This is a genomic window from Paralcaligenes sp. KSB-10 (assembly GCF_021266465.1).
In the GTDB taxonomy this organism is placed as follows: domain Bacteria; phylum Pseudomonadota; class Gammaproteobacteria; order Burkholderiales; family Burkholderiaceae_B.
Genome location: NZ_CP089848.1, coordinates 3763881 through 3789041 on the forward strand (window position 1 = coordinate 3763881; position 25161 = coordinate 3789041).

At 60.1% G+C, this 25161-nt stretch carries 23 protein-coding genes; 12 read left to right on the forward strand and 11 right to left on the reverse strand.

Going from position 1 to position 25161, the window contains the following annotated elements:
* The first annotated feature begins 10 nt into the window (after positions 1-10).
* From LSG25_RS17220 to clsB, 5 genes are all read left to right on the forward strand, one after another.
* A complete protein-coding gene (locus tag LSG25_RS17220; RefSeq protein WP_232742111.1) occupies positions 11-679 on the forward strand; it encodes a DUF502 domain-containing protein in 669 nt (222 codons plus the stop codon).
* A 32-nt stretch (positions 680-711) separates the two neighbouring features.
* Entirely contained in the window at positions 712-2517 is a 1806-nt protein-coding gene (gene aspS, locus LSG25_RS17225) for an aspartate--tRNA ligase (RefSeq protein WP_232742112.1), read from the forward strand.
* A 156-nt stretch (positions 2518-2673) separates the two neighbouring features.
* On the forward strand, positions 2674-3597 hold the full coding sequence (locus LSG25_RS17230; RefSeq protein ID WP_232742113.1) for an endonuclease/exonuclease/phosphatase family protein: 924 nt from the start codon (positions 2674-2676) through the stop codon (positions 3595-3597).
* A 158-nt stretch (positions 3598-3755) separates the two neighbouring features.
* A complete protein-coding gene (locus tag LSG25_RS17235; RefSeq protein ID WP_232742114.1) occupies positions 3756-4622 on the forward strand; it encodes an alpha/beta hydrolase in 867 nt (288 codons plus the stop codon).
* 9 nt (positions 4623-4631) lie between these two features.
* A complete protein-coding gene (gene clsB, locus LSG25_RS17240; RefSeq protein WP_232742115.1) occupies positions 4632-5861 on the forward strand; it encodes a cardiolipin synthase ClsB in 1230 nt (409 codons plus the stop codon).
* A gap of 103 nt (positions 5862-5964) precedes the next feature.
* Here clsB and leuB read toward each other — a convergent pair whose 3' ends face one another.
* Genes leuB through LSG25_RS17260 form a run of 4 tightly spaced genes read right to left on the reverse strand, consistent with a single transcriptional unit; the run spans position 5965 to position 10104 of the window.
* Positions 5965-7035, reverse strand: a complete 1071-nt coding sequence (gene leuB, locus LSG25_RS17245; protein ID WP_232742116.1) for a 3-isopropylmalate dehydrogenase — start codon at positions 7033-7035, stop codon at positions 5965-5967.
* Between the two features lie 47 nt (positions 7036-7082).
* Positions 7083-7679, reverse strand: a complete 597-nt coding sequence (gene leuD / locus LSG25_RS17250) for a 3-isopropylmalate dehydratase small subunit (protein ID WP_232742117.1) — start codon at positions 7677-7679, stop codon at positions 7083-7085.
* A gap of 2 nt (positions 7680-7681) precedes the next feature.
* A complete protein-coding gene (gene leuC / locus LSG25_RS17255) occupies positions 7682-9106 on the reverse strand; it encodes a 3-isopropylmalate dehydratase large subunit (RefSeq protein ID WP_232742118.1) in 1425 nt (474 codons plus the stop codon).
* A gap of 32 nt (positions 9107-9138) precedes the next feature.
* Complete coding sequence (locus tag LSG25_RS17260) at positions 9139-10104, reverse strand: tripartite tricarboxylate transporter substrate binding protein (RefSeq protein ID WP_232742119.1); 966 nt, start codon at positions 10102-10104, stop codon at positions 9139-9141.
* Between the two features lie 89 nt (positions 10105-10193).
* Here LSG25_RS17260 and gcvA point away from each other — a divergent pair, with 89 nt between their 5' ends.
* Positions 10194-11138 (forward strand): transcriptional regulator GcvA, encoded by a 945-nt coding sequence (gene gcvA / locus LSG25_RS17265; protein ID WP_232742120.1) that lies wholly within the window; start codon positions 10194-10196, stop codon positions 11136-11138.
* A gap of 90 nt (positions 11139-11228) precedes the next feature.
* Here the strand turns inward: gcvA and LSG25_RS17270 are convergent, their stop codons facing one another.
* Positions 11229-12101: a LysR family transcriptional regulator gene (locus LSG25_RS17270; protein WP_232742121.1), complete on the reverse strand. Its 873-nt coding sequence runs from the start codon at positions 12099-12101 to the stop codon at positions 11229-11231.
* A 158-nt stretch (positions 12102-12259) separates the two neighbouring features.
* Here LSG25_RS17270 and LSG25_RS17275 point away from each other — a divergent pair, with 158 nt between their 5' ends.
* From LSG25_RS17275 to LSG25_RS17285, 3 genes are all read left to right on the forward strand, one after another.
* Positions 12260-13093 (forward strand): amidohydrolase, encoded by an 834-nt coding sequence (locus LSG25_RS17275; RefSeq protein WP_232742122.1) that lies wholly within the window; start codon positions 12260-12262, stop codon positions 13091-13093.
* A gap of 66 nt (positions 13094-13159) precedes the next feature.
* Positions 13160-14134 carry a tripartite tricarboxylate transporter substrate binding protein gene (locus LSG25_RS17280; protein WP_232744744.1) on the forward strand — a complete coding sequence of 325 codons (975 nt, stop codon included), beginning with the start codon at positions 13160-13162 and terminating at the stop codon, positions 14132-14134.
* Positions 14135-14618: 484 nt separating this feature from the next.
* Positions 14619-15449, forward strand: coding sequence for a class II glutamine amidotransferase (locus LSG25_RS17285; protein WP_232742123.1), 831 nt, complete (start codon positions 14619-14621; stop codon positions 15447-15449).
* A gap of 2 nt (positions 15450-15451) precedes the next feature.
* On the opposite strand, the gene LSG25_RS17290 is transcribed toward LSG25_RS17285, so the two are convergent.
* The 3 genes from LSG25_RS17290 to LSG25_RS17300 are packed head-to-tail and all read right to left on the reverse strand — an operon-like array spanning position 15452 to position 18093.
* A complete protein-coding gene (locus LSG25_RS17290; protein ID WP_232742124.1) occupies positions 15452-16315 on the reverse strand; it encodes an amidohydrolase in 864 nt (287 codons plus the stop codon).
* Positions 16315-17121, reverse strand: coding sequence for an HpcH/HpaI aldolase/citrate lyase family protein (locus LSG25_RS17295; protein WP_232742125.1), 807 nt, complete (start codon positions 17119-17121; stop codon positions 16315-16317). The genes LSG25_RS17290 and LSG25_RS17295 overlap by 1 nt, the downstream gene beginning before the upstream one ends.
* A gap of 6 nt (positions 17122-17127) precedes the next feature.
* Positions 17128-18093: a tripartite tricarboxylate transporter substrate binding protein gene (locus tag LSG25_RS17300; protein ID WP_232742126.1), complete on the reverse strand. Its 966-nt coding sequence runs from the start codon at positions 18091-18093 to the stop codon at positions 17128-17130.
* A gap of 136 nt (positions 18094-18229) precedes the next feature.
* On the opposite strand from LSG25_RS17300, the gene LSG25_RS17305 reads away from it, so the two are divergent.
* Positions 18230-19009, forward strand: coding sequence for an IclR family transcriptional regulator (locus tag LSG25_RS17305; protein WP_232742127.1), 780 nt, complete (start codon positions 18230-18232; stop codon positions 19007-19009).
* 23 nt (positions 19010-19032) lie between these two features.
* Here the strand turns inward: LSG25_RS17305 and LSG25_RS17310 are convergent, their stop codons facing one another.
* The 3 genes from LSG25_RS17310 to LSG25_RS17320 are packed head-to-tail and all read right to left on the reverse strand — an operon-like array spanning position 19033 to position 21363.
* The gene (locus LSG25_RS17310; protein WP_232742128.1) at positions 19033-19719 is read right to left on the reverse strand and encodes an aspartate/glutamate racemase family protein; all 687 of its coding nucleotides are present in this window, start codon (positions 19717-19719) and stop codon (positions 19033-19035) included.
* On the reverse strand, positions 19716-20300 hold the full coding sequence (locus LSG25_RS17315) for a carboxymuconolactone decarboxylase family protein (protein ID WP_232742129.1): 585 nt from the start codon (positions 20298-20300) through the stop codon (positions 19716-19718). The genes LSG25_RS17310 and LSG25_RS17315 overlap by 4 nt, the downstream gene beginning before the upstream one ends.
* A gap of 4 nt (positions 20301-20304) precedes the next feature.
* A complete protein-coding gene (locus LSG25_RS17320; RefSeq protein WP_232742130.1) occupies positions 20305-21363 on the reverse strand; it encodes a hypothetical protein in 1059 nt (352 codons plus the stop codon).
* A gap of 96 nt (positions 21364-21459) precedes the next feature.
* Between LSG25_RS17320 and LSG25_RS17325 the strand changes: the two genes are divergently transcribed.
* Positions 21460-22425: a tripartite tricarboxylate transporter substrate binding protein gene (locus LSG25_RS17325; RefSeq protein WP_232742131.1), complete on the forward strand. Its 966-nt coding sequence runs from the start codon at positions 21460-21462 to the stop codon at positions 22423-22425.
* Between the two features lie 147 nt (positions 22426-22572).
* Positions 22573-25095: a 3-hydroxyacyl-CoA dehydrogenase/enoyl-CoA hydratase family protein gene (locus LSG25_RS17330; protein ID WP_255696600.1), complete on the forward strand. Its 2523-nt coding sequence runs from the start codon at positions 22573-22575 to the stop codon at positions 25093-25095.
* The last annotated feature ends 66 nt before the right edge of the window (positions 25096-25161 follow it).

Genomic DNA, 25161 nt, shown 5'->3' on the forward strand with positions numbered 1-25161 from the left:
TAGGGCATACATGCGTATCTTCAAACGATACTTTATTACCGGCCTACTGATCTGGATTCCGTTAGTCATTACGGTCTGGGTCATTATGCTTTTGATTCGCACGATCGAAAGTTTCGTGCCCAGTTTCCTTTCGTCGCAATCGCTGTTCGGAATACGGATTCCGGGTTTCCCGGTCGTGCTCGTATTGGTGGTGGTGCTGGTTACCGGCTTGCTGGGAGCCAATTTCATAGGCCGTGCCTTTGTCGACCGCTGGGAAAAGTTACTGGGCCGCATCCCTCTGGTGCGCTCGATTTACAACTCGGTCAAGCAGGTCAGCGACACGGTGCTGGCTCCCAACGGCCAGGCGTTTCGTGAAGCGGTGCTGGTGCAGTATCCGCGTCAGGGCTCCTGGACCATTGCCTTTCTAACCGGTGCTCCCAGCGGCGAGGTGGCCTCGCACCTGCCGGGCCAGCACGTTAGCGTGTATGTACCGACCACACCGAATCCCACATCCGGTTTCTTTTTAATGATGCCGCGTCAAGATGTATATGTTCTGGACATGAGCGTCGATGCAGCGCTCAAATACATCGTTTCCATGGGTGTCGTTGCGCCGGCCGTGAGCAAGGCTCTCGAGAGCAACGATACGGCTTTCGCCGAGCTCGACGCTGTCGACCGTCCCAATCCGCAAGACAAACCCTGATTTCAAGAATTTTCTACACGGAGTAATCCTTCATGCGTACCTGCTACACCGGCGAGGTTTCTCGAAGCCATTTGGATCAAACAGTCTCTTTGTTTGGTTGGGTTCATCGTCGTCGTGACCACGGGGGTGTGATTTTTATCGACTTGCGCGATCGTGCCGGTCTGGCCCAGATCGTGGTCGATCCCGATAACGCTCAGGCCTTTGAAATTGCCGAGAAAATCCGCAATGAGTTTTGTGTGCGCGTAACCGGCCTGGTGCGCTTGCGCCCCGAAGGCACGTCCAATAGCGAACTGGCTTCGGGCGAAATTGAAATTCTGTGCCGCGAGATCGAAATCCTGAATCCGTCGGTCACGCCGCCCTTCCAGCTCGACGATGACAATCTGTCCGAAACCACGCGCCTGACTCATCGGGTGCTGGATCTGCGCCGCCCGCAAATGCAGCGCAACCTGATGCTGCGCTACCGGGTGTCGATCGAAGTGCGCAAGTACCTCGATGCGCTGGGTTTTATCGATATCGAAACCCCCATGCTGACCAAGAGCACGCCCGAAGGCGCGCGCGATTACCTGGTGCCTTCCCGTGTTAACGCGGGCGAGTTTTTTGCCTTGCCGCAATCGCCCCAGCTGTTCAAGCAGATGCTGATGGTGGCGGGCTTCGATCGCTACTATCAAATTACCAAATGCTTTCGCGATGAGGATTTGCGGGCCGATCGCCAGCCTGAGTTCACACAGATCGATTGTGAAACCTCCTTCCTCAACGAAGAGCAGATACGCGAGATTTTCGAGGGCATGATCCGTCACGTGTTCAGCGCGGTGCAAAAGGTCGAGCTGCCGGCGGTCTTCCCCACCATGACGTGGGATGAAGCCATGCGCCGTTATGGTTCCGACAAGCCCGATCTGCGCGTCAAGCTCGAATTCACCGATATCTCCGACCTGATGCAGGATGTGGATTTCAAGGTGTTCTCGGCTCCCGCCAACGATGTCGGCAGCCGTGTGGTGGCCTTGCGCGTGCCTGGCGGCGCCAGCATGCCGCGCAGCGAAATCGATGCCTACACCAAGTTCGTCGGCATCTACGGAGCCAAGGGCCTGGCGTACATCAAGGTCAACGACGCCACTTCGATTCCCGATGGTTTGCAATCGCCTATTGTAAAAAATATCCATGCCACCGCCTTGATCCAGCTCATCGAGCGCACCGATGCGCAAAGCGGCGATCTTATCTTTTTCGGCGCCGACAAAACCAAGGTGGTCAATGATGCCATTGGCGCCTTGCGCGTCAAGATCGGCCACAGCGAGTTCGGCAAGCAGGCCGGCCTGCTCGAGAAAGGCTGGAAGCCGCTGTGGGTCATCGACTTTCCCATGTTCGAATACGATCAGGAAGAAGGCCGTTACTTTGCCGCGCATCATCCCTTTACCAGCCCCAAGGACGGTCACGAAGACTATCTCGAGAACGATCCCGCCCGTGCCCTGGCCAAAGCCTACGACATGGTCCTGAATGGCTGGGAGATTGGCGGCGGCTCGGTGCGTATCCACCGCGCCGAGGTGCAGAACAAGGTGTTCCGCGCCTTGAATATCGACGACGAAGAGGCCCGCAACAAGTTCGGCTTTCTGCTCGACGCGTTGCAGTACGGTGCGCCTCCGCATGGCGGCGTGGCGTTCGGCCTGGACCGCCTGGTTACCATGATGGCCGGCGCCGAATCGATTCGCGATGTCATCGCCTTCCCCAAGACTCAGCGCGCGCAGGACCTGCTGACGCAGGCTCCTTCCCCGGTGGATGAAAAGCAATTGCGCGAATTGCACATCCGTTTGCGCGGCGTTGAACCCAAGCAGGTATTATCTTCGTAGCCAATGCATGCCGGCGTAGGGGCGGCCCTTGTGGCCGCCCTTTTTCGTCCCTACACCTCAGTGTTTATCCCCTATCGCATTCGACCCGGAAAAGAGTACGATCAAAACAGACAGGCCTGCGCGGTGCGGGATGTCAAAATATTAACGAGATTGTCCGTGTCAGTACTTCGCATAGTCAGCTACAACATTCATAAAGGCCGCTCGGCAACGGGCAGCCGCGAATCCATGGCAGACTTGCGTTTGGGGCTGTACGGCTTGCGCCCCGATTTATGTTTTCTGCAGGAAGTCCAGGGTCGCAACGAGCGCCGCTCCAGCCTCGACGCGCAGCACGAATCGCTGGGGGCGGCGCTGCGCATGAATACGGCCTATGGCTGCAATGCCGTGCGTCACCGCACCGATCACGGCAACGCGCTGCTGTCGCGCTTTCCCATCCTTAGCCAGGAAAACCAGGATATCTCCGACCATCGCCTTGAGCAGCGCGGGCTTCTGCATGTCAAGGTTGAAATCAACAACACGTCGGTGCATTGCCTGGTCGTGCACCTGGGCCTGTTTGCGGGCAGCCGGTCGCGCCAGGTGGAAGCCCTGGTGGAGCGCATCAAACGTCTGGTCCCGGCCGATGAGCCTATCCTGATTGCCGGCGACTTCAACGACTGGAACAATCGTCTGGCCCCTTTGTTCGTGCAGCAACTGGGCTTGTGCGAAGTGTTTGCCGTCGCGCCCGAGCATCCCGTCGCCGAACCGCCCAGCCTGCGTAATTCGGTCAAACGCCTGAGCAGAAGCCTGCGCAGCCTGCCCAAGCCTTTGCAATTGCCGCGATCCATGCACGAGCTAGGCATGCACGGCGTCTATACGGCGCCCTTGAACGAACTCCCCGTGGGCAAGCTGCATCAGCTAAGCATGAACGGAGCGGCCCGTCTTGCCTTGCCTCCCCGCACCTTTCCAGCCGCATTTCCGTGGCTGCGCCTGGACCGCATCTACCAGCGCGGCTTTGCCGTGCGCAATGCCCGCGTGCTGCAGGGCGCGCCCTGGAAACAACTTTCCGACCACGCCCCCCTGTTCGCCGAACTCGAACTTCCCTGACGCATCGCATTTGGCTTCGATTGTCGTAGGGGCGGCCCTGGAGCCGCCCGTGTATGGAGTTCATCTGGTATAAAAGCGTCATCGTCACAAGAACCCAATGGGCTTGCGGTCTGCCTGCGGCGGTTCCGGACTTGCCTCGACACATCAGGAACCGAAACATGAACACCAGCTTCAACCCTGTCGGTTATTCGCTCGACGAGATCGACCGCCAATACAATGCGCGGGCATCGGTGCCCGACTGCCTGCCATTTTTGAAGGAATATGCCGACTACAGCGAGCTGGCGCGGCAGCAGGTCGCGGGCAGCCTGTCGGTAGCCTATGGCGATCATCCCGATGAAACGCTGGATATTTTCCCTGCCGCCAACGCCGGCGCGCCGGTCTATGTGTTTATTCATGGTGGCTATTGGCGCGCCTTGTCCAAAGACGACTCATCGTTCATGGCGCCCACATTTCATGCCGCGGGCGCCACCGTGGTGGCCGTCAATTATTCGCTGGCGCCGGGGGTGTCGCTGGACACGATTGTCGAGCAATGCCGCAATGCGCTGGCCTGGGTATACAAGAACATTGGTCAGTATCGGGGCGATCCGCAACGCCTGCATGTCAGCGGCAGTTCGGCCGGCGGCCATCTGACAGGCATGTTGCTGGCCCGCGATTGGCACGATGCCTTCGATGTGCCCTCGAATATAGTGCAAAGCGCCAGCCCCATCAGCGGCCTGTTCGATGTGCGTCCGCTCGTACACACGCATATCAATGCCTGGGCCAGGCTCGACAAGAAATCGGCGCTGCGCCTCAGCCCGGCAATGCATTTGCCGCAACAGGGGTGCCCTATCCTGGTGGCCTGGGGCGAATACGAAACAGCGGAATTCAAGCGTCAAAGCCAGGACTATCTGCACGGCTGGCAGGCCCAGGGGTATGAGGGGTCGGCGCTTGAGGTCGCCGGCACCAATCATTTCAATATCCTGATGGATCTGCGCAATCCGCAGTCGGCCCTGACGCGGGCGATTTTCAAGCTGATGGGTTTGTAGAGCTTTCGCATGCAACGCACCGAATCGCGACTGCATTGGTACGAAGGCAATCGCATCGATCTGCTGCAAAACGGTAGCCAATTCTTTCCCGCCTTGTGCCAGGCTATCGACGAGGCGCAAACCGTTGTCCATCTGGAAACGTATATTTTCAATCTGGACCGCAGTGGCTTGGCCATACTCGATCATCTGCAACAGGCCTGCGCACGCGGCGTCAAGGTAAGAGTTGTGGTCGATGGCTTTGGCAGCTACGCGCATGCGCAGGCAATCGGCGAGCGGCTTGCCGCCATGGGCGCGCAGTATCGTGTATACAACCCCGAGCCTCAAGGCGTCGGACGCGTCGTGTTCAGTGCCAGGCGCCTGCGACGCCTGCACCGCAAAGTAACCGTGGTCGATGAGCGGATTGCCTTCGTGGGCGGCATCAATATTCTGGACGATCTGGAAGATGTTCCCAACGATGGCATGGGCCCCAGGCCGCGTTTCGACTTTGCCGTGCGCGTGCAAGGGCCGCTTGTGCCGGAAATCACCGCGACCCAGAACAGCCTGTGGCTGCGCGTGGGATGGCGTCATCGCAGTGACTGGGCCAATGTGTCCGCGCGCCTGGCCAATTGGCGCGCTGTGCTCCTGAAGCGCCGCCTGGAAAAATCGACACGCTACGAATCGGGTATGCGGGCCGCTCTGGTATTGCGCGATAACGTCCGCTTCCGCCAGACGATTGAAAATGTGTACCTGTATGCAATCGATCACGCCATCGAAAATGTGGTGATTGCCAACGCGTATTTTTTCCCTGGCCGCCGATTGCGCCACGCGCTTGAACATGCCGCGGCGCGCGGGGTGCGTGTACGCCTGTTGCTGCAGGGCCGGTCCGAATATCCCATGCAGCACCGTGCCACGCGGTTCATGTACGGAAAACTGCTCGATGACGGCATCGAGATCTACGAATACCTGCCCAGCTACCTGCACGCCAAAGTGGCTGTCATCGATGCTCGTGCAACTGTCGGCTCGTCCAACCTGGATCCTTTCAGCCTGCTGCTGGCGCGCGAGGCCAACGTGTTTGTCGACAATGCGGATTTTGCCTCCAGCCTGAATGCGGCGCTGGCGGCGGTCATGCAAAACGATGCAAGGCGCGTGACCGACACTTTTTTGCAAAAGCTCTCGATGCTTGACCGATGGGTGGACGCAGCCTCGTATCTGCTGCTGCGCATCGCCGTCGCCCTGACCGGGAAGTCGTCCATGTATTGATGGGCGGCGTTTGGCGAATGCCTTGGTGCTTCACGGGTGGCCGTCCTCGTGCAAACGTCGCGACGTTCCACAAAGGGTGGCCGCGAGCCCACCTCTACACAAATCAGCGGCCTAGCGCGGCAACCACGGCGTCGCCCATTTCCGATGTGCCTACGCGCTTGCATCCGGGCTGGGCGATGTCGCCGGTGCGGTAGCCATCGGCCAGCACCGCCCGCACCGCGCGCTGGACGCGATCGGCGTTGTCGGCCTGGTTGAAGGAGTATCTCAGCATCATGCCCATGGAAAGAATCGACGCAAGCGGGTTGGCCAGATTGCGGCCGGCAATATCGGGCGCCGTGCCGTGCACTGGTTCGTACAGCCCTTTGTGATCGAGCGCCAGCGATGCCGACGGCAGCATGCCGATCGAGCCGGTGAGCATGGCTGCCTCATCCGAAAGAATATCACCGAAAATATTGCCCGTTACAATCACGTCGAACTGCTTGGGCGCTCGCATCAGCATCATGGCCGCGGCATCCACGAACATGTGTGTAAGCTCCACATCGGGGTATTGCTTGCCGACGTTTGTCACGACCTCGCGCCACAATTGCATGGTTTCCAGAACATTTGCCTTGTCTACAGAACAGACTTTGTGGCGGCGCTGGCGCGCGGTTCGAAACGCAACATGCGCAATCCGTTCGATTTCAGATTCCGAATAGCGCATGGTGTTATAGCCTTCGCGTTCGCCCGAAGCCGTGGTGGAGATGCCCCGAGGCTCGCCGAAATAAACGTCGCCGGTCAGCTCGCGCATGATCAGCAAGTCGAGCCCTTCCACAATCTCCGGCCTCAGTGTTGATGCGCCGATTAGCTCCGGAAACAGGAACGCCGGCCGGAAATTGGCGAACAGGCCCAGCTCTTTGCGCAGGCGCAGCAAGCTGGCACCTGGGCGCATTGCATAAGGGATGACTTCATCGCCAGGCATGCCGGCGGCGCCAAACAGAATAGCGTCGGCTTTGCGCGCGATTTCTGATGTTTTGGCCGGCAGAGGGTCGCCGGCGGCCTCGATGCCGGCGGCGCCGATGGGCGCATCGATAAGCTCCAGTGCCGTGTTCTTGCCCAGCACGGCATGCAATACCTTGACGGCTTCGGCCGTGACTTCTTTACCGATGCCATCACCAGGCAAGACTGCGATTTTCATTCAATAATCCTCGACAATAAAAGAGAAGCCGGCCGTATGCGCGATTTCTAGATGTTTGCGGCATGCCGCCGTTCGAAAGCGGTAATGTGATCCGCGTTTTGCAGGGTGTAGTCAATTTCGTTCAAGCCTTCGATCAGGCATTTTTTGGAAAACGCATCGATCTGGAATGCGTGTATCGATCCGTCGGCCGCGGTGACGATCTGCGACGGAAGATCAATAACGACGCGCATGCCCGGCACTGCCTGGGCCTTTTCCAGCAGCATTGCTGTCGCCTCGGCGGGCAGTACGATCGGCAGCAGTCCATTTTTGAGTGCATTGGAAAAGAAGATATCCCCGAAACTGGGCGCGATCACCGCGCGAAAACCGTAATCGTGCAAAGCCCATACCGCATGCTCGCGCGACGAACCGCAACCGAAGTTGCTCTGCGCAACCACGACACGCGCCTGGCGGTAGGGCGGCTGATTCAGGATGAAGCCGGAAATCTCCCGCCCTTGTTTGTCGAAACGCAAATCGCGAAACAGGAACTGGCCGAAATCGTCCGAACGCGGCTTTTGCAAATACCGGGCGGGCACGATCTGGTCTGTATCGACATTCGAGCGCGGGATAGGCAAGGCCACGGCATCCAGATGCAGGAAGGGTTCCATTTTCAGCCTCTTTCCATGAGTTGCCGAACATCGGTCAGGTGGCCGGTGACGGCCGCCGCCGCCGCCATGGCGGGGCTCATCAGGTGGGTGCGTGAACCTGGCCCCTGGCGCCCGACGAAGTTGCGGTTCGAGGTTGATGCGCAGCGTTTTTGCGGCCCGACGTGATCGCCGTTTGTAGCCAGGCACATCGAGCAGCCCGCATAACGCCAGTCGAAGCCAGCATCGATAAATATTTTATCCAGGCCTTCCTGCTCGGCCTGTAGTTTGACTAGATTGGAGCCGGGTACCACCCAGGCCTGGACGCCGTTCGCGATATGGCGTCCCTTTGCAACCACGGCTGCGCTGCGCAAATCTTCGATACGGCCGTTCGTGCACGATCCAATGAACACCTGGTCGACGAAAATATCGGTCAATAGCATGCCGGGCTCCAGGCCCATATAGGCAAGCGTGCTGTTCATTGCGGCCTGGCTGTCGGCATTTGAGGCCAGCGACGGGTCCGGCACGCGCCCCGAAATCGGCAGCGCGTCTTCGGGGCTATTGCCCCAGGTGACCATGGGCACGATCTCGTCGGCCCGCATGCGCACTTCCTGGTCGAACTCCGCTCCAGGGTCGCTTGCCAACCCGCGCCACCGGGCAAGCGATGTGTCCCAGTCGGTGCCCGACGGAGCGAAGGGGCGTCCCGCCAGCCATGTGAAGGTGGTGTCGTCGGGCGCAATCATGCCGGCCCGCGCGCCGGCTTCGATCGACATATTGCAGACGGTCAGCCGCCCTTCCATCGACAGAGCGGTAATGGCCGATCCCGCGTATTCGATAATGTGGCCGGTGGCACCGGCGGCGCCTATGCGACTGATAATGGCGAGAATAATGTCTTTTGCGCTAACGCCTTCTTTGATCCGGCCATCGATCGTGACGCGGATTGTCCCGGGCTTGCGTTGCCAGATCGATTGCGTTGCCAGCACGTGCGCCACTTCGGAAGCGCCAATGCCAAAGGCCAAGGCGCCTAGGGCTCCGTGCGTGGACGTATGGCTGTCGCCGCAGACGATCAGAGAGCCGGGCAGGCTCAGGCCCTGTTCCGGCCCGACAACATGCACTATTCCCTGGCGTGGGTCTTCAAGGCCGAAGAACCGGATCCCCGCCTTTGCGGTGTCGTTCTTCAATGCATTGACCATGGCGCGCTTTTCCGGATCGGCCACGCTATTCAGATCGCGGTTGCCGGTTGGCACATAGTGATCGGGCGTTGCGAACGTGCGCTGCGGAGATCGCGGCGCACGTCGCTGCTGGCGCAGCATCTCGAACGCGGGCGCCGAGCCGTCCTGCACCATATGGCGGTCGACGTACAGCAGGCTCTGGCCGTCTTCGCGACGCAAAATCTGATGGCGCGACCAGATCTTTTCAAAGAGGGTGCGAGGCGCGGATTCGTTGGACATGGCTTCTACATTAAGGTTATGTCGGATCGGATTCAGTCGAGCTTGGCGCCGGACAATTCCACAATGGTCTTGTAGCGTTTCATTTCCGATGCGATGAAGGCGCCGAAATCTTCCGGCGTGCCGCCACCCATTTCGGCACCATAATCGGCCATGCGCGCCCGCAGCTTCTGGTCTGTTTTCAGCATATCGTTGACCTCATGATTGATCCGCTCAATGATGGGCCGGGGCGTTCCGGCCGGCGCCATCAGGCCGTACCACGACGATGCGTATATTGGCAGGCCCAGCTCCTTGAAGGTGGGCACGTTGGGCAGCGCGGGGTTGCGGTCCTTCGAGGCCACCGCCAGCGCGCGCAATTTGCCGCTGGAGATCAAAGGCAGGCAGGTCGTGGTGTCGAGCATGAGCGAGATCTGGCTGGCCATCAGGCCGGCCTCGGCGGGAGAGGTGCCTTTGTAGGGCACATGGACCATCTTTATCTTGGCGGCGGCCATGAACTGCACGGCAGCCAGATGCTGTGACGATCCGACGCCGCCCGAACCGTAGTTCAGCTTATCGGGGTTGGCCTTGGCATAGGCGACGACATCCTGCATGGTCTTGAATGGCGACGATGCCGGCACCACCAGGATATTGGGGACCGAAGATACAAAGACAATGGGGTCGAAATCCTTGATGGGATCGAAGCCCAGGTTTGAATACAGGTACTTGTTGACGGCATTGGGGCTGATTGAACCCATCAATAGGTTGTAGCCGTCCGGCTCGGCGCGGGCAGCCATGGCGGTGCCTATATTGCCGCCTGCGCCGGCCCGGTTGTCCACTATCACAGCCTGCCCCAGGCGCTGGGCCAAGGGGTCGGCGATGAAGCGGCCCATCGTGTCCACGCCGCCGCCCGGAGGCCAGGGCAGGAACATGTGGATGGCGTGATTGGGGTAGGGCTGGGCGGCCTGTGCCATGCCGGCACAGGCAAGCAGCATCCCGGCCAGCCAAATATGCATTTTCTTCATGACGATTGTCTCCTTTATGGATCTAGTTCTGTACGGCCATTCTTGAATAAAAATGAAACGCTGGCAAACACAATTAAGGCATAATAGGTATGATTAAAAGTCATACGGTGTCGTGCTCTATGTCGCGTCGATTGCCCCCCTTGAATGCCTTGCGTGCTTTTGAAGCCTCCGCGCGCAATGCCAGCTTTACACGCGCGGCCCAGGAATTATTTGTGACCCAGGGAGCGGTCAGCCGTCATGTGGCCGCGCTCGAAGATTGGTTGAAGGTCAAATTGTTCGACCGTGGGCGCTACGGCATCGAGCTTACGGCCCAGGGCCATGTTTATTTCCGCACGGTCAAGAATGCGTTGGACCAGATCGAGTACGGTACCCAGCAATTGCGGCAAAGCCCCGACGAGAATCGGCTTCGCATCAAGCTCCCTCCCACGTTCGCGATTCGCTGGCTGATGCCGCGGCTGGCCAGGTTTCACGCGTTGCACTCGGGAATCGATGTACAGATCACGACCTCGCACCAGCGCGCCGATTTCGACCGCGAGGATGTGGATGTCAGCATTCATTCCGAAGCCTCTCCGCCCACGGATGCCAATTCAAAATACCTGTACCTGTTTGGGGAAACCTTGCTGCCTGTCTGCGCACCCGGACTACTGGCGCGTGACCCGCCCTTGTCCAGGCCCGAAGATTTGGCGAACCAGGTGCTGCTGTGCTCCATGAACCGCCCGATGGATTGGCCCACATGGCTGGCCGCCGCGGGGGTCGAGCAGGTGGACGGCAATAGCGGTTTGAAGTTCGAGAATGCCGCGCTGGCGTATCAGGCCGCAACCGACCAGTTGGGCGTGATGGTGGCTCATTTGGCTTTCGTCAACGACGACCTGCTGGCCGGTCGCCTGGTAGCGCCCTTCAGCCTGAGGGTGGAAACGTCGGGAGCTTATTTCCTGGCGTATCGTGCGGGAACTCCAACGCCGCCGCGCATCAAAGTATTCGAAGACTGGATTCTTGGCGAAGCTGCCGCCATGAGCAGTCGGCTCGCACGGTAGGCCGTACTCCACCCTCGTGCGAATGCCGCGATGTGTCCCGGGCGGGCACGAGGCCCGCCCCTACGGATGGGGCGCCGCGCGCACGATCCGCTAAATGTCTGCGAACAATTTGGCCAGATCGAATTTATTGCGTGTGGACCAGATGGCGACCAGGTCGAAGCTGGGCAGGGCGTCGCCCTCTGAAATGGGGCAGAACGTGACCCCGGGGAAATCGATGGTTTGAATCCAGCTTGGCAGCAGGCCGATACCGCAACCGCCCGCCACACAGGCCAGTACTGTCATGGTGCGATTGGCGTGCTGGTTGATCTTGACCTCGTGGCCGGCCTGGCGCATGGCCTGAGTGATGCCCGCGTACAGATGCGGCAGTTGGCCTTTGGGGTACAGCACCATGCCTTGCTCGGCAATTTGCCGCAGCGAGATTTTCTTTTTCAGCCGCAACGCCAGATCGCTGGGCACCGCGGCGATCAGCTTGTCTTTACGCAAGACGCGTTCGCTCATGGGGCCGCTCACCGCGACGGGGGAATGCATCAGCCCGACGTCCAGCGTGCCGTCCTCCAGGGCAAGCACCTGTTCTTCGTTGCTCATTTCTTTCAAGACCAATTGGAGGTTCGGAGCATGACGCTGGATTGCGCGTATGGCCTTGGGCAAGACCTCGAACAGGGCGGAAGAAACCAGGCCGATGCGCAAAGTGCCGGCCAGCCCTAGCTGGGCCTGCCGCGCTTTGCCGGCGGCCTCGTCCAGCAGGTACAGGCCGTTGCGGATATCCTGCGCCATGACCAGCGCCGCCGCCGTGGGCCGGGCGCCGCGCCGGGAACGCTCGAACAATACCGTGCCCAGGCTTTTTTCCATTCTGGAAATCGACTGGCTAAGCGCCGGCTGGGCGATATCCAGCCTGTGAGCCGCCTTGCCGATGGCTCCTTCGTCCATGACCGCCAGAAAGCATCGCAATTGGCTGATTTCCATATCATTTCAATATGAATAAATATTGTCTGGATAATAGATGAATATGTGTGGCCTGCCTAGAATAATCACAAATCTTCCGCATGCTGGGCAAGAAAATTCGTAAGGCGGACTTGAACCACGTCTGCCGGCCCTCGCACCTACTATCTGCACGCGTCGCAATGAACACAATCAGCGTTTCCGAATATCCGCCGCCCGGCGCCATCGATACCCATGCGCATGTATTCGGCCAGGGCTTGCCCATGGCGGCAAAGCGGCGCTATACGCCGGACTATTCCGCGGGGCTGGAACGCTACCTGTCGCTGTTGCAAGGCCATGGCCTTGCCGGCGGGGTACTGATACAGCCCAGCTTCCTGGGCTATGACAACCGCTATCTGCTCGACAGTCTGGGCCAGGCCCGGGGGCAGTGCAAAGGAGTCGTCGCCCTGGATCCGGCCACGCCGTCCGCCGTGCTGCGGGAAATGGCTGCGGCGGGTGTGGTGGGCGTGCGCCTGAATCTGTTCGGGCAGCTACTTCCCGCATTCCAGGATTCCGTCTGGCATAGCTTTCTGTCGTGCGTGAACCGGCTCGACTGGCACGTGGAAGTGCACTGCCCAAACTCGCAGTTACCGGACGTGCTGGCCCCTTTGCTGGCGCGCGGCTGCAAGCTTGTCGTCGACCATTTCGGCCGTCCGGATTACCGGCTCGATGTCGATCCGGCAGCACTTGATTACCTGTGTCGTACGGCAGACACAGGCCGCGTGTGGGTGAAGTTGTCGGCGCCTTACCGTATTTGGTCGGAGCAGACCATTTCCCAATCCGGCCTTGCGGCCCGGCGTCTGCTGGATGCCTTTTCGGCGCGGCGCCTGTTGTGGGGCAGCGACTGGCCGCACACCCAGCATGAAGCACCCAGCGAATTCGATCGCGCTTTGCAGCATCTGTTCGACTGGGTGCCCAACGCACAAGATCGATCCGCCATTTTGGCGGATACCCCCAGGCTGTTATTCAAATATTAAGGAGACCGCATGTTTCAGTTTCAAGTTCAAACACGTTCAAAAACCAGGGAGACACCCATGTTCTCAATGTCGCATGTATTCAAACGAAGCGTCAGCTATCTGCTGGGGCTCTGCCTGGCGGGCGCCGCCACCGTGGCAGCGGCGGCGTATCCGGACAAACCCATCACTTTGCTGGTGACGTATCCGCCCGGAGGAACCGTGGATGTCGTGGCGCGTTTGATCGGGCCTGAGCTCGGCAAGGCCCTGGGGCAAACCGTCGTGATCGAAAACCGGGGCGGCGCGGGCGGCATGATAGGCGAGGGAGTCGTGTCGCGCAGCGCCCCCGACGGCTATACCTTGATGCTGGATGCGTCCAACTTCGCGCAGAATCCCGCGCTGCGATCCAATATGAGCATTGATGTCCAGAAGGACTTCGCCCCGGTTTCCCTACTGCTCAAGGTGCCCAATGTGCTGGTCGTGAATCCGAAAAGCCCCATCCACTCGGTGGCCGATCTGATCAAGCTGGGCAAGGATCGCCAGCACCCTATCTATTTCGCCTCGGCGGGGCCGGGCTCGGCCCAGCATCTGGCCGGCGAGCTCTTCAATCTGACGGCGGGCACGCACCTGGAGCACGTCCCGTATAAGGGCGGTGGTCCGGCCATGGTCGATGTGATGGGCGGCCAGGTACCCTTGATGTTCGCCAGCCTGGGATCGTCGTGGGCTCATATCAAGAGCGGCGCGCTGCGCGCCGTAGCCGTGGGCAGCACCAGCCGGTCGAACCTGATGCCCACTATCCCGACCATTGCGGAATCGGGTGTGCCGGGATATTCCTCGTATGAGTGGAATGCCATATTTGCCCCTGCGGGTACGCCCAAGCCAGTGCTGGACAAGGTCTCCGCGGCTGTGACCCAGGTTCTGAAGGAGCCGAAGATTCGCGAACAGTTGCAAGGGCTCGGCGCCGAAGTCGTGGCTTCCAGCCCCGAGCAACTGAGCGCGTTTGTGAATGAGGAAATCGCCAAGTGGAAGAAGGTGGCCAAGGAGGCCAATCTGAAACTGGATTGAGTGTCGATGGCTTGGCCCGGTGGTTGCTGGAGGCCGCCTTGTGGCCGACCGTCATCTTTCGTTCTTAAGACGCGGGGGTGGCGGCCCAGGCAGGGTGGTGCTCGCCTCGTCCGGTCCTGGCTGCGCCAGGACTGCCCGCGGCCGGCGCCTGGATCGGGCGGTCGCGGAACTCGCGTCGTCCACAGCCCCCCGGGCTGTGGACACCCTTGACGCTCAGACAACCGCTCCCTTGCATCCCGATCCAGGCGCCGGCCGCGGCGGACTCAAGCTCGCTCACCCCGCCTGGGCCGCCACCCCCGCTCGCATTAGTTATGTTTTTGTTGCGAAAACACATCGATATCGTCAATAAGTGTTTGATTGATCAGTGTTTTGTGCGATTTTGATTTCCCCGTACTAGAATTGGGGTTAATCAGCGCATCGCGTAGCGCTAGGTGCCTACGCCCTTAATGACGCGCTGTTTTTTTATGGCTAAGACCAAACCATCATGTGTCAGTTGTTGGGCATGAATTGCGCTACCCCTACCGATATAACCTTTTCCTTTACAGGGTTTGCGGCGCGAGGGGGGCAAACCGATCACCATGCCGACGGGTTTGGCATTGCCTTCTTCGAAAACAAGGCTTGCCGCGTCTTTATCGACAACGAGCCTTGCTGCCGCTCGCCGGTGGCCGACCTGATCAAGAACTACCCGATCAAATCCAAGAACGTGATTGCGCACATACGCAAGGCCACGCAGGGTAACATCCAGTTGGAAAACTGCCATCCCTTCGTGCGCGAGCTATGGGGCAGGCATTGGATTTTTGCGCATAATGGCGACCTGAAAAATTATCATCCCCATCTGGACGGCCAGTATCAGCCAGTGGGCTGCACCGATAGCGAAGCGGCGTTCTGCCAGATCATGCAGGGTTTGCGGCACCGTTTCGGCAACGAAGAGCCGTCGAACCAGCAGTTGTTCCTGGCAATCGAAGAACTGACTCGCGAAATTACCTTGCATGGGGTATTCAATTTCCTGATCTCGAACGGCCGCTTCCTGTTTGCGCATTGCTCGACCAATCTGTATTACATCATTCGCGAGTGGCCGTTCAACAAGGCGCATCTCATCGATGCCGACATGACGGTTGATTTTTCGCAGGTCAACCGCGAGGGCGATTGCGTGGCCGTGATTGCCACCAAGCCGCTTACCGACAACGAAATCTGGACCCGCCTCGAGGCCGGCCAGTTGATCATGTTTGAAAAAGGCCAGACCATCGGCCAGGCGATCATTCCGATTCCCCTGGCGGTGCAGGAAAAGAACGCCCGGAACCTGGCCTGCGCGTAGATCTAGAAATCGAACAGTTCGGCCGGATTGTCGGCGAGTATCCGCTGCCTGATCGCGGCATCGGGCACGTATTCGCCCAGCATATTGAATAGATTCACCGAACTGTGCTGCTCGAAGGACAGATGCGGATAATCGCTGCCCCACACAAGCCGGTCGGGCGCGGCGTCGACCAGCGCATGCACCATGGGTGTGATGTCTTTGAGATCGGGTTCGGTGGAGATACGGTATAGGCCGGTCAGCTTGACCCGGCAATACCCGTTGCCATGGCGCAGCAAGTCCAGCAATTGCTGGAAGCCTGGGGCTTGGGCTCCGTCGCGGGCCAGATTCATGCCGAGGTGCGCGAGTGTGAACGGGACCCGCAGTTCGCGCAGGGTGGGCATGAGTTCGCTGGTAAGCCATGCCGGCAATAGAAAATCGAGCTGCCAGCCGATTTCGGCGCATCGTGCCTCGAGCCGTTTGATGCGGGGTATGAGCGTCTGTGAAAATCCAGGTTCCAGTGGCTTGATGGGGCGGACATTGATGCGCACGCCTCGCACCCCCAGTGCATTCAGGCGGCTCAGTTCAAGGTCGGGGATGTCTTCGTCGATGTCGACGATCCCTTTGCAATTTCCGCCCATAAGGCGCATTGCGTCGAGCATGCAGGTGTTATCGCGACCATAGGCACTGGGCTGGACGAACACGAAACGTGCGATGCCCAAGTGGCGTGCCAGCGATAGGTAATCGTCCAGCGGCGCGTGTGGCGGCGTGTACCGCAGCCCGGTGCTGTATGGATATTGCCCGGCGGGGCCGAATACATGGAAATGGGTATCGCACGCGAGAGCGGGAGATTTGAACCGGGGAGTCTCCGAAATATCGTGGTTCGACACTATGCGTTTTCCTTTTGAACTGCTTTGAGAGAATTGAGTTTTTCCGCGTCTTTGCGAGCTGCTTCCATCAGGTAGGTAACGTCGCTGCCGGCGATGATAAAGCGCGCACCCATGGCGATCAGGTCGGTTTGCAACTGGATATCCGCGCGGATGCCGCCCACACCGAGGATTTTCCCGTGGCGCTTGCATGCCTGGGCCGTAGCCTGGTAGGCGGCCCGTAGATCGGGGTGGTGCAATTGGCCCGGGATGCCGAGCTCGGTGCATAAATCGTTCGATCCGATCAACAGCATATCGACGCCGGGCACCGCCGCGATTTGATCGGCGTTGGCTATGCCAAGCGGCGTTTCCAGCATGACCACGAGCAGCGTTTCCTTATTGACCTGGCTGTTGACGTCTGCCAGCGGCATGCTGCGATAGCCGAGGGACGGCCCGCTGCCCATGACGGAACGATGGCCGATTGGAGGGTACTTGGCTGCATTGACCAGCGCCGCAGCCTGTTCCGCCGTTTCCACATGAGGCACGATCACGCCCATGGCGCCGCCGTCCAGAACCCGCGACAGATATTCGCTGCCGTGCCCCGGAATCCGGACCAGCGGAGTTATGCCGAACCCCACGGCGGCGGTGCAGATTGCCGACACCGTTTCCATCGACACGGGGCTGTGCTCCATGTCGACGTACAAGGCATCGAAGCCGCAGGCGGCGACGATGGGGGCGATGTCGATGGTTCTCGCCTGGCGCAAACCCATGCAGACCACCAACTGGCCTGCCAGCATCTTGCGTTTCGCGCCATTTTCGAATGTGCTCATTGTTTACTACTCCATTTTAATGTTGGCGCGGTGGATCACGTCTTTCCACATTGCGCTTTCGTCCCTAACCTGTTTTGCATAGTTCGAAGACGAACTTGAAGTCGGCTGCACACCCGCGGCGCCGAAGACCTTGTTTACCTGAGGGCTTTCCAGGGCGTGGGCGATTTCCTTTTGCATGCGGTCGATAATGGCTGGCGGCGTTTTTGCCGGCGCCATGACGCCGAACCGGTACATCATCTGGTAGTTTGGGAACCCCGCTTCGGCGAAGGTCGGCACCTGTGGGAACATGGGGTGGCGCTTGCTTCCGCTCACGGCCAGGCCCATCAGGCGGCCGTTGACGATGTATTGCGCTGTCGAGCCCACGCTGCCGATGCCGATATCGATGCGTTGCGCAACAATATCGGTGATGGAGGCCGCCACCCCTTTATACGGAATATGCCGGGCCTTGACGTGGGCCTGCAGCAACAGCAATTCCATCGCCAGATGGGCCGAAGACCCGGTGCCGCCCGATCCGAAGGTGAGCGTGTCGGGATGGGCGCGGGCCTCGTCCAGTGTTGCCTTCAATGTCTTGGTGGGCAGGTTGGTGCGTGCCACCAGTACGGCTGGCGCTTCGGCCACCAGGGAAACCTGGGCGAAGTCCTTGAATGGTTTGTATGGCAGCTTTTCATAAAGAGCGGCTGAAACGGCGAATGAGTTGTCGGTCAGCAGGAACGTATAGCCATCGGGCTTTGCATGGGCGACGATTTCGGTGCCGATCGTGCTGCCCGCGCCGCCATGGTTTTCCACGACGACGGGCTGCTTGAGCTGCTTGGACAGCTCGCTGCCGACGACCCGTGCCGCCGTGTCGGTGAAGGAGCCCGGCGCAAAAGGGACAACGATTCGGATCGGCTTGGTCGGCCAGCCGGATTGCGCGGATGCCGCAGCGCAGGTAGCCGAGGCGATCAAGGCAACGGACAGCAGTTTCCAGATCATGATAATGTCTCCGTATATTAGAAGTTTTTTTAAAATTCTTGCCCAGGAATTATATAATTTATCTTACATATTGGGAAGTTTTGATGATTTGTGCCATGCCTTTGGCCCTTCGCTTCATGGATATGGGTGCTGATCGATGAGCAGCCTCGAGAGAATGCTGAGCCTGCTGGATGTATTCACGCCGGCCGCTCCCGTGTGGTCGGCGGAGGACTTGATCCGCTATTCGGGCTCGCCGCCTTCCACCTGCTATCGCTATCTGAAAGTATTGTGCGGGGCGGGGTTTCTTGCGCGCGTGGCCAATGGCTCGTATGTGCTGGGGCCGAGAATTCTTGAGCTGGATCGCACGATACGCCTGTGCGATCCCGTTTATGTGGCGGGAACATCCATTGCCCAGCACCTGACGGATGCAAAGGGCTACAGCACGCTGCTGTGCATTCTGTTCAGCGACTCCGTCATGTGCGTGCAGCAGGCGCTCAGCCGCGAGGCCCCGCCGCAACTGTTCAACCGCGGGCAGCGTCGCCCCTTGATCGCCGGGGCCTCGGCCAAGGCCATACTGGCCCATCTGCCTATGCACCAGCTGCGTTCCATTTATGCGAAGAACCGCAAGGAAATCGCCTCCAGCGGCCTGGGTGCGGACTGGGAATTCTTTAAAAAGGCGCTCAAGCAGATTCGCTCCGACGGCTACTGCATGACGGTGGGTGAATACAACCCCGGTGTCATGTCTATTGCCACTCCTTTGTTCAATCAAGAGGGAGAAGTGTTGGGCAGCCTTGCCATGGTTGCCTGGGCCGAGAATTCGGACATGGCGGATTTCCGCACGCTGATGCCTGATGTGGTTCGTGCCGGCCAGGAAATCTCCGCGCGCATCGCGGCCATGGAAAACATGATGGACTTGCCGGCGCGGGCAATAGGTTAGCCCGCGCCGGCAGGCCTGCTGTATCAGGCCGACGGTCGGCTTGCGGCATGCCGCATTACATACTGGGCGGTGGACTGTATCGAAGACAGGACCGGCTTGCCGAAGGCGCTTTGCAGGGAATCCAGGATGTGAAAAGTCGGCAATTGCGAACAGGCGATGAACAGCGCGTCGCAATCGGCCTCGATCATGGCTCGCGCCCGCTGCTCGACTTCGTCTTCGGTAATGCGTCCCAGCGCCGACACATCGGCCGCGTGAAAACTGTCCAGGTGATCCACGGAGATATCGCCGGACTCCAGGAAGCGTCGAATGCGCATATTCACATCGTCCTGGTACGGAGTAAGGAGCGCAATGCGGCGGGCGCCGATTTCTCGCAGTGCATCGAGCATGGCTCGCGCCGTGGTGACGACCGGTCGACCGGTGATTGCGGCGAGATCCTTCGCGATGGCGGCGTCGCCTTCGGGGCCGAGAATGAATCCCGCCGCGGTGCAGCCGTAGGCGATGACATCGACCGGCGCCTCGGTGAATGCGGCGGCGAGCTCGACCGCTGCTTTTTTATACGCAGGCAACGATTCGGGCGTCAGCAAACCTTCGCCTCGCGGCACCCGCAATGTTTTGCAGAGACTGCCTTCGGGGAGCCAGTCCAGCATTTCAGGCTCCATGGTCGTATTATTGGCCGGCACCATCAGGCCCAGGCGAACAGGGTTTGTCATTGTGCTGTTCCTTTTGCGTCGAGCGGCATCAGTGGCGCAGCGACGCCCGCGGGCAACGGCAAGCGTGCGGTATTGAGCACCATGGCCAGCATGCTGTAATAGCCGCAAAGAGCTATCAGGTCGAGCGCGCCAGGCAAGCCGAATCGGCCCGCAATATCGTTGAACGTGGCATCGTCGGCTTCACCGGACTGATGCAGGCTGCGGCAAAAAAGGTAGACCGCAGCCTGGTCGCCGCTCATGCCGACGGGCGGCTCGCCCCTGGCGATGGCCTCGATGATGGCAGTCGATAGCGTGGTCGTTTCGCGCGCAATACGCGAATGGGCATGCCATTCGTACTGGCAGCTCCAGCGTCGCGCCGCAACCAGCACGGCCAGTTCGATCAGATCGGGAGCCAACTGCGTGCCGAAGCGCAGGTATTCGCCCAGGCTTTGCACCCGGCTTGCCAGTTCAGGCTGGTGTATCAGGGCCAGGAAGGGCCCCCTGATCGAACCTCGCGGGCCAGAGGCGATCTCGGCCGCAACCTTGCGTTGCGGTTCTGTCATGTTTTCGGGTTCGATCTGGGCAAAACGTGGCGAGGTCATGGCATCAGGTCCTTGTGGGCTGGGCCGGTGGGCTGCCGGCAGGCGGGCGTATGGTGATGGAATGGGCCGGGCGGTCGGGGGCGGCGTTGATGGGGCGCCAGCAGAATGATCGCACCTCGCCGAATTCATGCGGCAAGCGCAGCCACGTGTCGCCGCCATCGATGCTGCGATATATCTGCCCCAGGTTGCTTGCGAGGAAAATGATCTCGGGATTGGAGGGATGCGTTGCCACGCACCACGGTGTACTGTTCAGGCCAGGAGGCAAGCCCGCATCTTTCCAGGTTTCGCCATAATCGGTGCTGCGCCACAGGATTCCTGTGGAACCCGGTGGCCCGTCGCCGTTGGTCAGGAATAAAGTGGCGTCGCTATCGGCGCGCGGCACGATGGCTCGCGTGTATTGCCATGGGGAGTCGAGTTCTTGAAAGACCCATGTGCGGCCCTCGTCTTCGCTGCGATGCAGGCCGCGGTTGGTGGTTGCGAACAGGATCGTCGCCCCTGAAGCGTTCCTGATGCAGGCGATGCCGTGCACATCGGCCGAGATCAGGCCGTCGTCGCGCCGAACCCAGCTGCGGCCGCCGTCGTCGCTGCGGTAAATGCCGCCGATCTCGACGGTAGCCCATATGACATGGGCATCTCCTGGTTCGACCAGGATTTGCGTGACGCGGGTTGCTCCCATATTGATTTCGGAAAATTTCGAAATGCCGGGCACGTTCAGTTCATGCCAGCTGGCGCCGGCGTCGTTCGAGCGGAAAAAGCCGGCGGGACGCGTGCCCGCATAAAGAATGCGGGGATCGTCGGGATCCTGCGCCAAGGCCCATATATCGTGCATGGGCGAGGCCACGGGCGTCCAGCGCACGGTTTTTTCGCTCCACCTGAACAAACCCATGTCTGTGCCGGCGTATAGCTCATCAGGCGTTTTTGGATGGCCGCAGAATGTCCAGACGCGTGCTTCGAGATACATGCCGGAATGACTGTTCGGGTGGACCCAGGTTTCCCCCATATCGTCGCTGAACCATGCGGAATGCCCCGCCGTACCCGCGTAGACCTCGATTCGCATACCCATTTTTTTCGACGCCTTGCCTATTGCATGGATTGTTAGAAAGATTAATTTATTCTACTATGTGAGAAATATTACTATTTATAAGGTAAGGAGACAACTATGATGAACCTGAGCGCAGCACTGGCTGCCGGCATTCTGGCCCTGGCCGCGGCCCCCGCGATGGCGCAGTCCTATCCGTCCCGGCCCATCAGCATTGTGATCGGCTTCCCTCCAGGAGGCGCAATCGACACCATTACGCGCGTCATTGGGCCCAAGATGTCGGAATCCATGGGCCAGCCGATCGTCATTGAAAACAAACCCGGCGCCGGAGGGGCCATCGGTGCGGCTTATGTGGCGCGTGCCAAGCCGGATGGGTACACGATTTTCATGGGCACCATGGGCAACTTCGCGATTGCGCCAAGCCTGATCAAGAACCTGCCCTACAACGTGCAGAAGGATTTTGCCCCGGTAACCCTGGTGGCCGCTTCGGGTTTTGTCCTGTATGTCAATCCCAAGCTGCCTGTCAAGACTGTCAAGGATCTTATCGCCTACGGCAAGGCGCACCCGGGCGGTTTGAACTTCTCGTCCAGCGGCAATGGCGGTTTGCCGCATATGGCGGGGGAAATGTTCAACTCCGCAACTGGCCTGAAAATGACTCACGTCCCTTATAAAGGGAGCAGTCCCAGCATCGCCGGCCTTATTGCCGGCCAGGTCCAGCTGACATTCGAGGCGCCCGCCATCGGCATCCCGTTCGTCCAGTCCGGCCAGCTTGTCGCTCTTGCCACCACCGGCGACAAGCCCTTGGCCGCTCTGCCCAATGTGCCGACGGTGGCGGCATCCATGCCGGGGTTCACCATATCGAACTGGTTCGGCATGGCTGTTCCGGCTGGCACTCCGCCAGCGGTCGTAGACAGAATCCAAAAGGAAGTTGCCAAGGCCTTGCGCCAGCCCGCGGTCAAATCCAAGCTGGAATCCGTGGGCGTGGAGCCGGTCGGCAATACGCCCGGAGAATTCGGCAAATATATAAAGGATGAGACCGGCCGCTGGGCGCATGTGATCAAGGACGCCGGCATCAAGATGGAATAGCGCGCTCCGCGCCCGTAGGGCGGCACTCGCGGCCGCCCGGCAAAGCGTATTTCTTTTCAACTGCGGCGCGTACTACACTAAGGCAGTGATTCACTCTCTTTGATCGGAGCCTGATATTCCTGGTTCCGGCGCTTTACGGGGTTATCCATGCCTACACATCAATCGGCTCGCGAGGCCGTGGCTTCGGCAACAGCGTCCGCGATTTCCTTCATCTCTTCCCACACCGCAGGCGGCAAGACCGCTTCTTCCGATGCCGCGGCCCGGCCGGGCGCGTCTTTCCATCTTCGCAAAGTGGCGGTATGTGGTGCGGGCGTGATGGGGGCCCAGATTGCGGCGCACTGCGTCAATGCGGGCGTGCCGGTGGTGTTGTTCGATTTGCCGTCCAAAGAGGGCGATAAAAGCGGCATTGCCAAGCGGGCGATTGCCCAGCTTAAAAAGCTGAATCCCGCGCCGTTGGGCACGCCGCAACTGGCCGAGCTGATCACACCCGCCAACTATGCGGACGACCTGAACCTGCTGGCCGATTGCGACCTGATCATCGAGGCCATTGCCGAACGCCTGGACTGGAAGCGCGATCTTTATCATCAACTGGCGCCGGCGATCAAGCCGCAGGCGATTATCGCCAGCAACACCTCGGGCCTGTCGATCACCGCCTTGTCGCAAGCCTTGCCCGAGCAGTTGCGACACCGCTTCTGTGGAGTGCATTTCTTCAATCCTCCGCGCTATATGCCTCTGGTCGAACTGATTCCCACCGCCGATACCGAACCGGCGCTGCTCGACGATCTGGAAACCTTTCTGGTGTCGCAACTGGGCAAGGGCGTGGTGCGCGCCAAAGATACGCCCAATTTCGTGGGTAATCGCATCGGCGTATTCGGGATTTTGTCGGTGTTTGCTCAGGCTGAAAAATTCGGCCTGCCCTACGATCTGGTCGATGAGCTGACAGGCAAGCGCCTGGGGCGCGCCAAGTCGGGTACCTTCCGCACGGCCGATGTAGTGGGCCTGGACACCCTGGCGCACGTGGTGCGCACCATGCAAGACCAACTGCCCGACGATCCGTTTCATGCGCATTTCGGCGTGCCGCCGGTGGTGGCGGCATTGATTGAAAAAGGCGCCCTGGGGCAAAAGACCGGAGCGGGTTTTTATCGCAAGGAAGGCAAGGCCATATTGCGGCTCGACCCAGCCAAGGGGGAGTATGTTCCCGCCGATTCCACGATCGACGAGGGCGTGGCCGCTATATTGGCCGAGCGCGATCCGGCCAAGCGCCTGAAGGCCTTGCGCGAATCGGACCACCCGCAGGCGCAGTTCGTCTGGGCGGTGCTGCGCGACGGCTTCCATTACAGTGCCGTGCATCTGGCCGATATTGCCGATACGGCGCGCCAGGTCGATCAAGCCATGGCCTGGGGCTTCGGCCATGCCCAGGGTCCGTTCGAGATCTGGCAGTCGGCGGGCTGGTGCGAAGTGGCCGGCTGGATAGCCGAAGATATCAAGGCGGGCAAAGCCCTGTCCAGCGCGCCGCTGCCCGGCTGGGTCACCCGCGGCCCGGTGTGGGATGCGCAAGGCGTGCAGACTGCCGAGGGCTCCTGGAATCCGCGTACGCAGAAATTCCAGCCGCGCAGCGACTTGCCCGTGTATGGCCGCCAGATCGCCGCGCCGCGCCTGGTGGGCGAGCCCGATTCCCTGAACGACACCGTTGTTTTCGAAAACGAGGCCGTCAAGTGCTGGACGCTGCCGGCGCCGCATCCGCAAGAGGTGTTGATCCTGTCGTTCAAGTCCAAGATGCACACGCTCGGTCCGGATGTGGTGCGCGGCATTGCGCGGGCGGTCGACCTGGCCGAGGCCTCATTCAAGGCCTTGGTGATAGGCCAGTTGAGCGAGCCGTTTTCGGCGGGCGCCGACCTCAAGGCCATGCTGCCGGTTTTTGCCGCGGGCGGTGCGGCGGCGGTGGAACCCATTGAACGCGAGATGCAGGACATGGTCCTGCGCTTGCGCTACGCCCAGGTGCCGGTGGTGGCCGCTTTGGCGGGCATGGCGCTGGGCGGGGGCTGCGAGCTTTCGGTGCATTGCGCCAGGCGGGTCGCGCATTTTGAAACGTATATTGGCCTGGTCGAGGCCGGCATAGGCCTGGTGCCCGGCGCGGGCGGCCTGACGTACTGCGCGCGCCGCGCGGCCGAGTTGCAGGCTGAAGGCGCGCCGGATGCGCCCTTGCTGGCTTTCCTAAAAAAATTCGCCCTGGCGGTGGCCAGCGCCCAGGTGTCCAGGTCGGCGCTCGATGCGCGGCAGATCGGCTATTTGCAGGCGTCCGATACGGTCGTCATGAACCGCTACGAGCTGCTGTATGTGGCGGTGCGCGAAGCGCAGGCCATGGCCGAGTCCGGCTGGCGCGCCCCGATACCACGCACTTTTCCGGTGGCCGGACGCGACGGCACGGCCACGCTGAAGGCGCAATTGCTGAACATGAAGGTGGGAGGCTATATCTCCGACTACGATTTTGTCGTGGCTGAGAAAGTGGCGCATGTGATGTGCGGAGGCGATGTCGACCCCGGCTCGCTGGTCGACGAGGCCTGGATGCTGGCGCTTGAACGCGAAGCCTTCCTGGGTTTGCTGACCCAGGCCAAAACCCAGGAACGTATTGCCGGCATATTGAAAACCGGCAAGCCGGTACGCAATTGATGGATCAGCCGTAGGAGTGGCCCTTGTGGCCACCCTTCATGCGGGAAATAACAGGACGAGCAGGTA

Bases quoted from the DNA above. Each gene is read 5' to 3' on its own strand.
- leuD (WP_232742117.1), bottom strand. From the start codon at position 7,679: ATGGAACCCTTCCTGCATCTGGATGCCGTGGCCTTGCCTATCCCGCGC.
- leuC (WP_232742118.1), bottom strand. From the start codon at position 9,106: ATGTCCAACGAATCCGCGCCTCGCACCCTCTTTGAAAAGATCTGGTCG.
- leuB (WP_232742116.1), bottom strand. From the start codon at position 7,035: ATGAAAATCGCAGTCTTGCCTGGTGATGGCATCGGTAAAGAAGTCACG.
- LSG25_RS17310 (WP_232742128.1), bottom strand. From the start codon at position 19,719: ATGACAAACCCTGTTCGCCTGGGCCTGATGGTGCCGGCCAATAATACG.
- gcvA (WP_232742120.1), top strand. From the start codon at position 10,194: ATGATTAAAAGTCATACGGTGTCGTGCTCTATGTCGCGTCGATTGCCC.
- LSG25_RS17270 (WP_232742121.1), bottom strand. From the start codon at position 12,101: ATGGAAATCAGCCAATTGCGATGCTTTCTGGCGGTCATGGACGAAGGA.
- clsB (WP_232742115.1), top strand. From the start codon at position 4,632: ATGCAACGCACCGAATCGCGACTGCATTGGTACGAAGGCAATCGCATC.
- aspS (WP_232742112.1), top strand. From the start codon at position 712: ATGCGTACCTGCTACACCGGCGAGGTTTCTCGAAGCCATTTGGATCAA.
- LSG25_RS17275 (WP_232742122.1), top strand. From the start codon at position 12,260: ATGAACACAATCAGCGTTTCCGAATATCCGCCGCCCGGCGCCATCGAT.
- LSG25_RS17300 (WP_232742126.1), bottom strand. From the start codon at position 18,093: ATGATCTGGAAACTGCTGTCCGTTGCCTTGATCGCCTCGGCTACCTGC.
- LSG25_RS17285 (WP_232742123.1), top strand. From the start codon at position 14,619: ATGTGTCAGTTGTTGGGCATGAATTGCGCTACCCCTACCGATATAACC.
- LSG25_RS17305 (WP_232742127.1), top strand. From the start codon at position 18,230: ATGAGCAGCCTCGAGAGAATGCTGAGCCTGCTGGATGTATTCACGCCG.
- LSG25_RS17235 (WP_232742114.1), top strand. From the start codon at position 3,756: ATGAACACCAGCTTCAACCCTGTCGGTTATTCGCTCGACGAGATCGAC.
- LSG25_RS17315 (WP_232742129.1), bottom strand. From the start codon at position 20,300: ATGACCTCGCCACGTTTTGCCCAGATCGAACCCGAAAACATGACAGAA.
- LSG25_RS17330 (WP_255696600.1), top strand. From the start codon at position 22,573: ATGCCTACACATCAATCGGCTCGCGAGGCCGTGGCTTCGGCAACAGCG.
- LSG25_RS17220 (WP_232742111.1), top strand. From the start codon at position 11: ATGCGTATCTTCAAACGATACTTTATTACCGGCCTACTGATCTGGATT.
- LSG25_RS17325 (WP_232742131.1), top strand. From the start codon at position 21,460: ATGATGAACCTGAGCGCAGCACTGGCTGCCGGCATTCTGGCCCTGGCC.
- LSG25_RS17260 (WP_232742119.1), bottom strand. From the start codon at position 10,104: ATGAAGAAAATGCATATTTGGCTGGCCGGGATGCTGCTTGCCTGTGCC.
- LSG25_RS17280 (WP_232744744.1), top strand. From the start codon at position 13,160: ATGTCGCATGTATTCAAACGAAGCGTCAGCTATCTGCTGGGGCTCTGC.
- LSG25_RS17320 (WP_232742130.1), bottom strand. From the start codon at position 21,363: ATGGGTATGCGAATCGAGGTCTACGCGGGTACGGCGGGGCATTCCGCA.
- LSG25_RS17295 (WP_232742125.1), bottom strand. From the start codon at position 17,121: ATGAGCACATTCGAAAATGGCGCGAAACGCAAGATGCTGGCAGGCCAG.